Here is a 13,583-nt window from a genome sequence, read left to right as displayed (position 1 = left end):
AACCTGCCTGACCGACATGATGACGGGCCCCCTGAAGGGGCAAAAACTGAACATGATTAAAACTGATGTGCGCAGGGGTGAAAAGACTGTGACTGTGATTGGGGGAGAAGTGTGATGGCGTTTCAACAAGTTACTGGTGGCCGCCTAATAGACCCAAAGAGAGATTTGGAACTGTGCTTCTATAGTGGTCATATGGATACTTCTACATATTTTTTCCACAGAACTGGCCAATGCAGAGATAAGAACAAAGAATGTGACAGCTTGGGGGGTGGGTTTAAGGTAGTGAGCAAATTTGCCCGGATCATGACGGATGAAGAAAGATCAATTTATCCAGCGGATAAGACACATATCGTTGAATTTCGTATTGTCGGAAAGCGGGGAAGAAAAGACGGCGATGAATATCTGCCACCTCTAAGGACACCGCAAATCCAAGGGTACAGCCGCAAGGAAAGTTTGAAAATAATGGAAGAAGCAGTTCTGGCATTAAATACAATCGATAAGACAACGTACCCTGAACTGTTTGAAAGATGCCAATATCAACAACATATTGTCACGTTTTGGCCTTTTGCATCAAAATGGCAAGAAGGTGAAGGATAATATCATGGCCCTAACACTTGAAGGTGCGATTGAACAGATTAGGAATTCCACCAACACGGGCATAGACTTTCTCAATGAAATGCGCAGCTTGATCGTAAATGATGTAGATGCATCGGCACCCGCCGGTTCGACTGTGCTGGCCTAAAGCGGCAAATGGCATGATTGGGTTTGGAAAGAAGGGTCCGGTACGTTTTTCTGACCGTAAGTGGCGCACCGGGAAGGATTGCCATAATTCAACGATAATTTTTATTGTATAAATGGGAAAAGGCGGGCCTGAGCACCGCCTTTCAATCTGGTGTATCTTGCCCGAAGGCTCAACTTGTTGTTGACTGGAAAAAACCAAAGCCAGCCACAATCTGATCTGCTGTTTACATATCTAGCACTCCCTGATTAGTATAGCAATATCTATTTGAGGGGGAGTGAATTATGCACAGATTAGGGCTGGATGTTGGCACAAACAGTATTGGCTGGATTCTAATTGATACTGAGAATCACAGTTTCGTTGATGGCGGTACGTTGATTTTTCCAGATGGACGCAATCCAAAAGACAAAACATCAAATGCAACCAAGCGTCGGGAAAAACGAGGTCCACGCCGTAACCGCGATCGTGGCCTACGCCGCAGAAGGCGTTTAGATAACCTTCTAACAGATTTGGGCCTGCTACCGACACAGTCAGAAGAACGTGACGCCATTTTCAAGCTTGATCCCTGGTATTTACGAGCAAAGGTTCTTGATCGGCAAGTCACACCCTTTGAACTGGGACGAGCCTTGTGGTCTTTCCACGACCGGCGCGGCTTTAAAAGTAACAGAAAAACTGACAAAGCTGATGACAAAGGCAAAATGAAACAGGATATCAACCTGTTACAAAAGCGCATTGATCAATCACCTGCCAGAACTCTGGGCGAGTTTCTTCACCTTAGAAAGAATAACCGCCGACACAAAAGTGGCAGAAGCATCAAGGCGCGTTTGGGTAACGGCCTGTACCCGGATCGTTCCATGATTGAACAGGAACTCGGCGTCATCATGGCAGCGCAGGCTGAATATCATCCGGACATAACTGAAAAAGACTGGCAATCAATCATTGATACGATTCTCTACCAGCGACTACTAAAACCTGTAGAGATTGGGAAATGCACCCTGAACCCTAATCTGCCTCGCGCCTACAAGGCAATGCCAACCTATCAACGGTTTCGCATTCTGCAGGACCTCGCTAATCTGCGGTTTGCACGCCCCGGTGAGCCACAACAACTTCTTGATCAGTCACAACGCTATAAAATGTATTATGAACTGCTCAACAGAAAAGATCTGCCGTTCGACCGTATGCGATTACTACTCGACTTACCTGCCGGAACACATTTCAATTTGGAAGGAACTAGCCGCAGTAAACTGGATGGCGACCTGACAGCCTACTCCATGGCCAACAAAAACCGCTGGGGCAAGGAGTGGAGAAATTTGTCCCTTGCTAAGCAGGATGAAATTGTCACCAAGCTTTTGCATGAGGAAAATGAGGAAGCACTGATATCCTGGCTGCAAGACAATGGCATCGCTGACAAATCCACCGCAGAGAGAATTACCACAAGTCCACTACCCGCCGGCACGGCCAGTTTTTCGCTTTCTATACTGTCTGCACTGGTTGAGGTCATACAGGACCAGGGATTGAACCTGTCCGATGCTGTAAAAGAAATCGGCTACGACAGCCACAGCCAATTGCAGCATGATGGCTCTGCTGTCGCCCTGCCGTATTACGGCGCAGCGCTTCCGCGAAGTGTGCTGGGGGCAGACTCTACAAAAGATGGTAATACCGACCCCGTAGGACGCTATGGCCGTCTCGCAAATCCCACCGTTCATATAGCCCTTGGCCAAATACGGCGCCTGTTCAATGAAATTACGGACCTTCACGGAAAACCTTCAGAGGTGGCAATTGAACTGGCGCGTGACTTAAAACGATCGCAGGACGATAAAAAAGAAATCGAGAAGCAGAACAAAAAAAATCAGGATCTAAATCTGCTATTGAAAGAACAAATGGAAACTGCGGGCGTTCCCTTTTCCCCTCATAATTTGCGAAAGATGCAGTTGTGGCATGAACAGAAAAACGCTACGGGCATTGCTGAATGCCCCTTCACAGGTACGCCCCTTAATATAGAAATGGTATTAAGTGATGCCACAGAAATAGAACACCTGCTGCCATTCTCCAAATCCCTTGACGACTTGCGCAATAACAAGGTCCTGGTTATGCGCGATGCCAACAGGGAAAAAGGCCGCAGAACGCCGGCCGAGTGGTTCATGCAGTCAAAGTCCGTTGACGCCTATCAGGCAATGATAGCCCGTGTACAGGACTGCATCCCGGCCAAGGCATGGCGCTTTGCCCCTGATGCATGGCAGCAATTCGAAGCTAAAGGCGACTTTCTTTCCCGCCAGCTTAATGAAACCCGCTATCTATCACGAATGGTGCGGGAATATCTAACAACCGTGGTACATCCAGACAAGATAACTGTTTCTCCCGGCCATCTGACCGCCCTTCTTCGCGGAAAATGGGGGTTAAACAATATACTGAACGATAGCAACATAAAGGACAGGCTGGATCATCGTCACCATATGATCGATGCGGCTGTCGTTGGTCTTACTACGCGCTCTATCCTGCAAAAAGTAGCCACAGCCAGTCACCGTGCAGAAGATACAGACCGCCTGATTGCAGATATGCCTGTACCGTGGGAAGGTTTCCGCGAGGAGCTTGCCAGCCTCGTGCGTAGTTCGACTGTGCACTTTAAACCAAACCATGCGAAACCCGCAAAAGGTACGACAACCGGCGCCCTGCACAATGATACAGCTTACGGCATTGTTGATGGCCCTGACGCAAAAGGCATGTACACGCTGGTATACAGAAAGCCATTAGACAGCATGTCAGGACCGGGGGAGCTTGATAAAATTAGAAATCCTGGCCTGAAACAAAAGTTAAAAACATTCTGGGAAAGCTATGCAGAGGGTGCAGTAAGCGAAAAACAAAAATGGCAACAATTCTGCTTAGGATGCTCTGCCGATCTCAATATACGGTCAGTGCGCATTTACGAAACCCTGTCCGCAGGGTCGCTCGCACTGATCAGGGATAAAGGCGGGAAACCCTATAAAGCCTATAAGACAGACGGTAACGCCTTCATGGATATCTGGCTGCTGCCGAACGGGAAAACCAAGGGCGAGACAGTCACACGCTATAATGCCCACCAGAAAGACTGGACGTCGGAGATAAAGCGCGACCATCCCACAGCCAAAAAACTGATGCGGCTCCACATTAATGACATGGTCGCAACAGGGGAAGGCACAGAACGCCGCATCCTGAGAGTGCAACAGCTATCGGGCCAAACAATCGTTATGGTAGATCATAACGAAGCGGGGAATATTCGTGAAAGGTCAAGAACAAAAGATACGCAATTGCAATACAAACCACTGCAAAAATCAGCGGGGACCATCATGAAAGAAGGATTACGTAAAATTTCAGTGTCCCGAACAGGCAAAATACTGGATCGCGGCCCGATTAAACTGACATAAAGACAAGGGACATTTCATTGGAACGACGCATCCTAGATATTTCATTATAGCAGATCAGATCGTGGCAGGCAGCCAAAACGACTTTTCCGAAGCATCCTTGGCCGATCTGGTTATAGCAGATCAGATCGTGGCAGGCAGCCAAAACAAGTCTATGTGTCGGCACAAGTATGCAAAGGTTATAGCAGATCAGATCGTGGCAGGCAGCCAAAACTTCGGTCGCGTCACACTGCAAAACAAGGGCGTTATAGCAGATCAGATCGTGGCAGGCAGCCAAAACTGTTCACCGCTCGGCCTACAGCCGATCGGGGTTATAGCAGATCAGATCGTGGCAGGCAGCCAAAACTCCAAATCCTTCAAATACTCGCGCCATCCGGTTATAGCAGATCAGATCGTGGCAGGCAGCCAAAACGCGCCGTCAATATCCACTTCAATCTGGAATGTTATAGCAGATCAGATCGTGGCAGGCAGCCAAAACGGGTATAAAAAAGCACAGCCCACCGGTGGTGTTATAGCAGATCAGATCGTGGCAGGCAGCCAAAACCCGATGACCGACGATGTCCCGGCGCGAAACGTTATAGCAGATCAGATCGTGGCAGGCAGCCAAAACTCGTTGCCGCTGTTGATGAATGAATAATAAGTTATAGCAGATCAGATCGTGGCAGGCAGCCAAAACTGCCCTGCACTAGCTACAATATTTGAGCGAGTTATAGCAGATCAGATCGTGGCAGGCAGCCAAAACACTACTGGATCAGAAGCACAAAACAAACGCGTTATAGCAGATCAGATCGTGGCAGGCAGCCAAAACTCGGCCTGCATGATTTCGAGGCGGCTCAAAGTTATAGCAGATCAGATCGTGGCAGGCAGCCAAAACTGCCCTGCACTAGCTACAATATTTGAGCGAGTTATAGCAGATCAGATCGTGGCAGGCAGCCAAAACTGTCCCGCAGTTTGGGGAGGGGTTGCGCCTGTTATAGCAGATCAGATCGTGGCAGGCAGCCAAAACTTCCACTCATTCACCCAATTCTCGAAGCAGGTTATAGCAGATCAGATCGTGGCAGGCAGCCAAAACCTGTTAACTGTGGCACTAAATGGAAAAATAGTTATAGCAGATCAGATCGTGGCAGGCAGCCAAAACGAGGTTTTAGAGGTTAGTCAAAGAACGGTAGTTATAGCAGATCAGATCGTGGCAGGCAGCTAAAATGGCCATGAAAAAGGAAGAAGGGTCCGGTACGTATTTCTGACCGTAAGTGGCGCGCCGGGGAGGATGAAAATGAGAACTGGTTACTTACAGTGCACCTTAAGCTTAAGGCCTTTTAGTTTTTGATACGCAAAGTAGAGAAGGGCTTCAATCAAACGGATGGATATTATTATTACTGCTCCTAAACTCTCTATATGCCAACTCTTGCTGACGGTGTACAAGACTGAGCATGTTTCATCTTCATGGTTCTGCTGCTGCATTGGATACGTTGAACAGATATACTGCGGAACAACCGCTCAAGTCGTGGCATAATCCATCGGAACCAAAAAGCGCCCGAATAGAGCGCTTTCTTTTTTCTAACCTGCCTGTCTATTAGTAAGGCCTTTTTGCTATCAGCTCAATTGTGTGAAAATAACGCGTAGGTATGCCAACACCTGTAATATCATTTTGTGTCACACCCTCTAGCTTGATGCCGCGCTTATTTCCGTCAGGGTTTTGGGCCGTCACTCGGATAATTCCAGTCTCATCAGGTGCTAAAACACCAGAATGAATAGCCATAGTCTGAAAGTTGCTTCTCGCGTCATAAACCATCTGACCGTTATACCGGCCTGCGTAAATGTCTGAAGCATAATCAATTGCTGTAATTGAAATCACGTAGGACTCTTTTTGCCTCATCCTTCTTGGCCTCACTGTTGCTTTGTGCTCGTTTAGGAGGCTGATGTAGGAGTCATATTTGCTGATAAAATCTTTGTCGTTGGTCAATTTCTCTTTAAGGTCGTCATTTACCGTATATCCTGCGATCAAACCCCACTTTTCATCAAAAGATGTACCCGTTATTTTATTGATCAATAAACATTATTGCTGAAATCCATCATCCGTTTTAGCGAGATCAGATATTGCACCGTTTTTGTATCTATAAAGATGCCGGACTTGATTTCTATTTTCGTTTATTATGTCGCATATATGAGAAGGGTATGAAGTATAATCATACTCATCCCTTTTGTAGCTAGAATCCATTTTTATTTCCTTCATCCCAGCGACTAATAGAACAATAGACTTATCTTCTTCTATCAATTTATCCGCAATATCCTTCCGTAAAAGCAAGTATTTACTCGACGGATACTTAGAGAATAAATCTATCTTACGCATTTTGACTGCGGGACATCCTTTCGCATCGTACAGGTCGGGTGATCTTGATCTGATACCCAAATTCAGTTGATCGGCAATTCTTGTATTTAGGAACGGGATCCCTGACACATCGTTACATATAGAATGATAAGATTCCCAAGTATAATGGGATACCATACTGATACAATTAACCCCACCACTCGTAACCCATTCACCCGGTTTACGATATTCATCCTCTATTAGCACCTGACCATTTACCATTAATCCAGAGTGAAGTATGGGCTCTGCCTCTTCGTCGGTAATATATTGATGCTTCGTAAAGTGTTGCTCTTCAGTGGGCTCTTTACACGGCGCGAACCAACTTTCTGACGCACTTTCCCTCCAAGGGGTTTCACCGAAATACGTGTAATAGAACTCAGCCGGAGATGTGAATTCATCCAACCTTATTTCTGGTGAAAATGACTCAATAAATGTCTCTAAGTACTTATCCTCGACAATAAAAGCCTTAACGTCTAACCAAAAACTTCTATCATCTGTTTCGCAGTCTGATTTCAAATGAGCGTCGATAATTATCCACTTCTGATCAGCTTGGTTCACACTTAAATACTTGGTGAGGTCCGGATATTCATACTCTGCCAGCCAAGTCTCTATCTTCATTTCTTCCGAGTATATCACTGGCAAAGGAATATCTGCTTGCTCTGGCGGCAATATGAAAGTGGGGTCAATATCACAATCACTAGTACGCTCATTTTGCCGGAACTCAGGCAGTTTTCCATGTGCCTGTCGCAGACCAACCATTTCAAAAAAAGCGATCCAAGAATATTTCTTGCCATATCTATCAATTTTGCTTGCCTCACCGCCTTGACGCCCAAAGACTTCTCGTCGTTCAAGAGGTTCAAAACGATCAGTGTCATACCCTAGGTCTGCTATTCTCCACTCAATCTGCTTTAGAACATCTTGGTACTCTTGATGATTAGAATCATAGTTGGCCCGACCTTCAATCAAGCGTCCAATAGTATAGTTACCGAAGTCCATATGGATTGCAGGCTTTACGTAATCACATGTTTCCTGTTGAATCTCTTCAGGGTCAGGAAATATATTTGAGATGGTCGGGAATGGTGGCTCCATGTTTTCAATTTCAGCACTTGTAAATTGAAAGGGACCAATTTTATGAGCAAGGGCAATTATGCCAAGCGCATAGTCCCTAACCAAAACATGATTAGTCGAGTGTTTAGCGTCTTCTCTGAATATTTTCTTATACAACAGGCGGGCAAACACACTCAAATCAGACTTATATCTTTCATCTGAGCCATGCCACTTAAGCATCGTTACTCCATAGCAGGCAGCAAGAAGCCTTTCAGAAACATATGGATCATTCGTAGTTAGAAGCCTAAGGCAACATTTATATATCTCCCGTGGGAATGCTGCCCCGATCAAAGCTAACGCTTTAGTGGCTAAGTCACGCAATTGACGATCAACTGTCACCAGCAACCAACTTAGAACCCTTAGTAAACCCGGTACATAATCAGCGGGGATATTTATGCATTCTGCTTTAGTTACCCATTCTATTAGACGCCAAGGGCTTTGTTCTTTGTATAACTTTCGAAGATACTCACCCCAATACAAATCCCTGTCAGGCATACTCATATCGGCGAGGTAATCGCTAAATTTCTTACTCCCAAGGGGATGGTTAGGCTTCAATGCCAACACCATTAGTGCATCTAGAGTATTGTCAATTATTTCTTGATCTTTTGTTCCAAGTAATTGACGAATTATAGAATTTGTATCTAAACCAATACCTGATGGATGTCGCCAATATAACCCTTCTAAAAAGGGGGTAACGGATGAAGAGATAAGCCTCTTATCCTTTGGCAAATAGAATATCAGTTCCCGCTTGTTATCATATTTCTCACCCGATAAACGCGTGGGAAATTCTATCATTAATGCTTCCGCCAAGCCTGGTTCTGCATATTCCTTTTCCCAAGAATTACTATCAAAATTGAATATTTTGCCCAAAGGCTTATTCCCGTAGAAACAGCGCCTAATAGTGTCTTCTGAGGATGTATCTAAGTGATTTTTTAGCAGCCATCTCGAAATAATATGATCGCTAAACTTCTGGTATGGAAGTTGAATAATTTCTTCTCTAGAGTCTGGTTCTCCGTGGTCAAGGTAGCGTATGCCATCAATTAGTAAGCCTTCATTCAGCATATTGCGAAGAAAGTCCTTAGCGGCCTGCCTGCTTTGAAACCCTTCGCTGCTCATCAACAGGTCTAGAGCTTCAGTATGAAGTATGTAATCTGTTGATTTTTCTGCCATGCTTTTGGCAATTCCAACCGTAGTAGTAGGATTAACTTTTAATTCCTTAATAATGTTCCAACAGAAATTCCTTGATAGACCATGCTCATCTTCTAACCGCCTGCCAACTTTTTTGACAAAACCCTCGAATATATAAGTCATTCCAACCTGACCTGATGTTATCCCTAGGAAGTTTTTTCGAGCTTTCTTGGTTGTCAAATTTGAAAGTTGCTCACAAACAATTTTGAGCATTAGGGGCCTTGAGAATTCATCTCGCAAAATAGGCACTTCTGGTAAGTTTAAATTGTAAAAATGGAAGAACTCTTTTTGAGCATCAAACTCGTTTTCTGCAAATCCATAGTGAGTAAGTTTAGTATGTGCGAGATAAATAGCTTCTGGCACACAAAGGCTTTGAAAAGGAGAGCGAACCGATAGGACTAAACCAACGAATGGGTAGTTTGAGGCTAAGGTTAACAAACTGGAGATCTCATTGTACCACTCTTCTTTATCCCCCTCATTAATACCATCAATTATAACTAGTGAGCGTTCTCCTATCTTCCTTCCTGCCTCATTAAGGTATTCAAATAATGCTTTGTTATCTAGGCCATCCAAAATTCCGGCAGTAATGATATTTGGGCCGTTAATATTCTTCCCAAGCGCAAAAAAGACAGGTCGTTTACCTTCTAGTTTTGATAATGCCAAATCACATAAAGTATGTGTTTTTCCAGTGCCCCAGCCGCCTTCTATAAAACAAATATTGTTTTCCAAAAGTTGCCTTGACGAACTACCAAGATAATCAACAACTTTATCGACACAGGAATGGAGCTTGCGTATTTCTTGATCAGCATATTTCAAGCTTTGCTTTTTCTTGTCTAAGTGACTTGCAAGCTCGTCCTCTCCAGTACTGTTAGTTCTGATTTGGTTGATTTCATCCCAAATGTTTGCAGACGCCTTACTCAGAGTCCGTTTACATTGGCTTGCTACAATTTCGGTATTCTTCAATGTTTTGGATACTTGGTCCAAAGATGTAACTGTTAATTCTTCCAACAATCCAACCAGAACCGAAGGGGTGCGAACCCTCTTCGCAAATAGCCTAGAGACTTGCCTACTCTGATTTTTGACTTCTTTTGAAAGTTCTTCCTTGATTATAGTTATTTCTTTTCGAAAACCGTTATCAAATGACAAAGAAGCTAAAGGTTTCAGCAAGTTCTCAATTTGAATATTTGGTGCACCTTGTTCAACTTGAGGTGTATATCGCGGTCCGGCGCTCTTCACTTGGTCCTTGACAGCTGTAATAATCTTATCTGCTTTAATCATACCAATTCCCTGTCTAATCGGCAGAATGGTAACATTAGGTATAATTTATGCAATCATATAAATATCTAACCAGCGAAAATGATAGGTCATATCTCGTAGAAGGACACACATATTAATGTTTCCTGCCACATGATATTTCCAAATATGTTTGTCCCCCGTTGTTTGTAACACGGGGGGCTCAAAATACATGGGGGTATTTTGGGCGTAGTATTCGTCTGGATAAATTTTCCAATTCTTGAACCCTCTAGTACAAAATGGCCTGCGCAATTGCTGTGCCAGTACCTATCTCAGAGCAGTGCCCGGCTTTACATTTCCGTATGTGTAGAGACCTGCAAATTCCTCTCAAAAAAATCTGAACTTTCCTACGTATACGTTACGTAGGGAATCTGGCTTCCTACGTAATGTATGTTCTGCCTGCGGACCACATACATAACGAAAGGTATCTATATGAAGTCTACGCAGGGGATAGAGGCCCATTTTGATCCACTCCTATTGTCGGGAATCGACAGCCTTTATATGAGCTATTATATCAACCTCCCTCAGATTGATTGGGAGGAACTGCATTTCCAAAAAGAACGGTTGAAGGCAGACCGTCAGAGTAACTATGCACCGGTTCAGATAGGCGGCAGGACATTCGCACTGCTTCCGGCTGGTACCAGACAATATACTTTCCAGTTACAGCATGCGGACTACCGTATCCTTCTGTCTGAGAACAACATACCCAACATACAGGTTCAGTATGCCAGCAAGGGATTATGGCTACGAGGCCTTGATGCTGTAACCGCAGAGGTGGAAAGCTGGATCAAGAGCCTTGAAGGGTATCCCTTGCGTCCTGCATCCATTACTAGGATTGACTTTGCCTATGATTTCCATGTGCCAGAGGTTGATTTCAGTATTGATCATTTTGTCAGCCGAGCGAGCAAGGACAGTGTATGGCGCAACAGGGGCTCGGTTGAGACTTTCTCCTTTGGTAAAGGCGATATTGTTGTCCGGGTGTATGATAAAGTTGCCGAGATAGAACAACAAAGCCAAAAATACTGGCTTTATGACCTATGGGGCAAACGAGAGAATGTCTGGCGCGTAGAATTTCAGGTCAGGACTGAGCGACTGAAGAAAGCCGGAATTATAACACTGCAAGACCTGAAGGAATTCGGCGCGGATTTACTGAGAGAACTCTCGACCAGTCATACAAGCCTGAGAGTACCCAACACAGACAGCAACAGGTCAAGATGGCCGCTTCATCCTATCTGGCAGTCCCTGACAGAACATATAGATGCGCAGCCGCAAACAGGCCTGATCGCAGCCTACCGGCCAGAGAATGGCATTGATTATAAGATCTATAAACAGATGCAGTCTGTATACGGAACCTTTAAGGGGCTGGCAGTTACATTTGCGCTCGCAGAGGGTAGGTCAGAGCCTTTCAGTCTGGAGGAGACGATGGACAAGGCTTTCGTTTCTATGGACGCTTTCCATCAGCCTCATCTGTGGGATCAGGATATAGCAAAGCGCATGGCAGCAAAGGGTTTCGGATTATGAGACAGACTGCACGCAAAGAAGCATATACTTCCAAAGCCTTGAAAGCCGCAAATGACAACAGCCGTTCAGATTCGGTTCATGTCGACTATGATGTAAAGAATCTGAAGCGGGTAATCATTGGTGAACCTGAACTCCTGCAGAAGTATTTAGGGGTTTTAATTCAGCAAGTCGCCAACGACAATGGGGGAGTATAATCTATGAAACGGGTTGCACTATATGCACGGGTGTCAACAAAGCGACAGGCGGATGGAGATATCTCTATCCCTGACCAATTGTCTCAGATGGAGCGCTATGCTGCTAGCAAGGGGTGGGAAGTAATAGCTTCCTATACAGATCGCGGTGTAAGCGGGCGCACTGACAACCGGCCCGAGTTCCAGCGTATGGTCCGTGATGCAATATCCCCTGAACAGCCGTTTGACTGTATTCTGGTACATAGCCTTTCCCGCTACAGCCGCGACCTTGCGGATTCTTTAAGCTATGAGAAGAAGCTTGAGGCAGCAGGGGTAGAGCTTATCTCTATTACCCAGGAATTCAGCAATGACGGTTCCGGGAATCTGATGCGAAAGGTGACATCGCTCTTTGACGAACATAACAGCCTTGAGACGGCAAAACATGTTAGCCGCTCGATGGTTGAGAATGCCCGTCAGGGTTTCTGGAACGGCTCACAGCCTCCGTTTGGCTATAGAACCTTCACTGCCGAAGTCCGTGGTGCCAAACACAAGAAGAAACTGGAGATTGAACCCAAGGAAGCCGAGATCGTCAAACTTATCTTTCGTCTCTATCTTCATGGTGATGGCACGTCCGGCCCCATGGGGATTAAAAAGATTGCAGATACCATAAACTCCAAGTCCTACCGCAACAGAAACGGCAATAAATTCTATACGAGTGTTTTGGAGAAAATTCTCAAACGGGAAACATACAGCGGCACCCATTACTTTAACAAGAAGTGCAGTAAGACTGGCAAGCAGCGTCCTCGGGAAGAATGGATCGCGGTGGAAGCTCCTGTTATCATTGATCCAGAGACTTTTCAGGCGGTACAGATGAGACTGTCAGCAAACAGCCCGAAGAAACGCAATCCTAGACAGGTCTCCAATAAACTCCTCCTGTCTGGCAAGGGGGTATGCAGTGGGTGCGGTCAAGGTTTGATGTTGATGACAGGTAAAAACAATCAGTACCGCTACTACACCTGCGCCAGCAAGAAGCTGAAGGGAAAAAGTGCCTGTAATGCGCCTGTCAGTTTGCCAGAGGCCACTCTTGATCAGCTTGTGCTTGATGCTATCTCAGAACAAATTTTTGACCCGGAGAGACTGCGTGCGCTGATCAAGGAAACGCTGGATCTGAGCGGCAGTCGTCAGGATCAGGCGCGCCAAGACCTCAAGCGTCTCAAGCGAGAGCTGCGGACAGTTGATAAGGAGATTGATAACCTGATCAGTTTTATTGCCGAAGGGCGTCAGCATAGTTCGGTTGAGAAGGCTCTGAAGGACAGGGAACTATCCAAGGAAAATATACTGCGTCTCATTGGTATTAAAGAGCGTGAGCTGTCACTGCCTGTTCACAGGCTTACAAACGGCCAGTTGGACAAGATATGCGCAGCTATTCAAGAAACGCTAAAGAACGGCCCTACAGCCTTCAGAAAGGCCTATCTGGACCTGCTTGTGGACAGGATTGAAGTTAGCGCTTCAGAGGTCAGGATACGCGGCTCTAAGCAAGCGCTAGCTGCAACCGTATTTGATGAAAAAGAAGGGAAGAAGGGATCGGTACTTATTTCTGACCGTAAGTGGCGCACCCAAGAGGATTCGAACCTCTGGCCTCTGCCTTCGGAGGGCAGCGCTCTACTGTTATTACCTATCCAACATCTCAAAATGTCACAATAAAATCAATCTGTTACAAGTGTGCTTGTATTAATTCTGATTGTTGTTGTCAACAAGTCGATACACTTTGCATTACACATTGTGACACGACTGTGACA

General features: G+C 45.4%; 8 protein-coding genes and 1 CRISPR repeat array. Of the genes, 6 read left to right on the top strand and 2 right to left on the bottom strand.

What is annotated here, in order from left to right:
- Window positions 1-114: 114 nt before the first annotated feature.
- The 3 genes from IE181_RS02535 (at window position 115) to cas9 (ending at window position 4,140) form a co-directional block, all read left to right on the top strand.
- Complete coding sequence (locus tag IE181_RS02535) at window positions 115-597, top strand: hypothetical protein (protein WP_191249980.1); 483 nt, start codon at window positions 115-117, stop codon at window positions 595-597.
- A gap of 4 nt (window positions 598-601) precedes the next feature.
- A complete protein-coding gene (locus IE181_RS02530) occupies window positions 602-742 on the top strand; it encodes a hypothetical protein (protein ID WP_191249979.1) in 141 nt (46 codons plus the stop codon).
- A gap of 281 nt (window positions 743-1,023) precedes the next feature.
- On the top strand, window positions 1,024-4,140 hold the full coding sequence (gene cas9, locus IE181_RS02525; RefSeq protein WP_191249978.1) for a type II CRISPR RNA-guided endonuclease Cas9: 3,117 nt from the start codon (window positions 1,024-1,026) through the stop codon (window positions 4,138-4,140).
- A gap of 43 nt (window positions 4,141-4,183) precedes the next feature.
- Window positions 4,184-5,342: direct repeats of the CRISPR family, unit length 37 nt; unit sequence GTTATAGCAGATCAGATCGTGGCAGGCAGCCAAAACT.
- A gap of 368 nt (window positions 5,343-5,710) precedes the next feature.
- Here the strand turns inward: cas9 and IE181_RS02520 are convergent.
- Window positions 5,711-6,187, bottom strand: coding sequence for a hypothetical protein (locus IE181_RS02520; RefSeq protein ID WP_191249977.1), 477 nt, complete (start codon window positions 6,185-6,187; stop codon window positions 5,711-5,713).
- 6 nt (window positions 6,188-6,193) lie between these two features.
- Window positions 6,194-10,078, bottom strand: coding sequence for an NACHT domain-containing protein (locus IE181_RS02515; RefSeq protein ID WP_191249976.1), 3,885 nt, complete (start codon window positions 10,076-10,078; stop codon window positions 6,194-6,196).
- A 447-nt stretch (window positions 10,079-10,525) separates the two neighbouring features.
- On the opposite strand from IE181_RS02515, the gene IE181_RS02510 reads away from it, so the two are divergent.
- Genes IE181_RS02510 through IE181_RS02500 form a run of 3 tightly spaced genes read left to right on the top strand, consistent with a single transcriptional unit; the run spans window position 10,526 to window position 13,488 of the window.
- The gene (locus IE181_RS02510) at window positions 10,526-11,614 is read left to right on the top strand and encodes a replication initiation factor domain-containing protein (RefSeq protein WP_191249975.1); all 1,089 of its coding nucleotides are present in this window, start codon (window positions 10,526-10,528) and stop codon (window positions 11,612-11,614) included.
- Window positions 11,611-11,808, top strand: a complete 198-nt coding sequence (locus IE181_RS02505; protein ID WP_191249974.1) for a hypothetical protein — start codon at window positions 11,611-11,613, stop codon at window positions 11,806-11,808. Before IE181_RS02510 ends, IE181_RS02505 begins: the two co-directional genes overlap by 4 nt.
- Window positions 11,809-11,811: 3 nt before the next feature.
- On the top strand, window positions 11,812-13,488 hold the full coding sequence (locus IE181_RS02500; protein ID WP_191249973.1) for a recombinase family protein: 1,677 nt from the start codon (window positions 11,812-11,814) through the stop codon (window positions 13,486-13,488).
- Window positions 13,489-13,583 lie beyond the last annotated feature (95 nt).

Origin of the sequence: Kordiimonas sediminis, assembly GCF_014656395.1 — a bacterium.
Lineage (GTDB): Bacteria > Pseudomonadota > Alphaproteobacteria > Sphingomonadales > Kordiimonadaceae > Kordiimonas_A > Kordiimonas_A sediminis.
The sequence above is the reverse complement of the archived record's forward strand: the minus strand, read 5'-3'. Positions and strand labels throughout refer to the sequence as shown.

Excerpts from the sequence above, each read along its gene's own strand:
- IE181_RS02530 (WP_191249979.1), top strand. The coding sequence starts at position 602 with ATGGCCCTAACACTTGAAGGTGCGATTGAACAGATTAGGAATTCCACC.
- IE181_RS02510 (WP_191249975.1), top strand. The coding sequence starts at position 10,526 with ATGAAGTCTACGCAGGGGATAGAGGCCCATTTTGATCCACTCCTATTG.
- IE181_RS02515 (WP_191249976.1), bottom strand. The coding sequence starts at position 10,078 with ATGATTAAAGCAGATAAGATTATTACAGCTGTCAAGGACCAAGTGAAG.
- cas9 (WP_191249978.1), top strand. The coding sequence starts at position 1,024 with ATGCACAGATTAGGGCTGGATGTTGGCACAAACAGTATTGGCTGGATT.
- IE181_RS02500 (WP_191249973.1), top strand. The coding sequence starts at position 11,812 with ATGAAACGGGTTGCACTATATGCACGGGTGTCAACAAAGCGACAGGCG.
- IE181_RS02535 (WP_191249980.1), top strand. The coding sequence starts at position 115 with ATGGCGTTTCAACAAGTTACTGGTGGCCGCCTAATAGACCCAAAGAGA.
- IE181_RS02505 (WP_191249974.1), top strand. The coding sequence starts at position 11,611 with ATGAGACAGACTGCACGCAAAGAAGCATATACTTCCAAAGCCTTGAAA.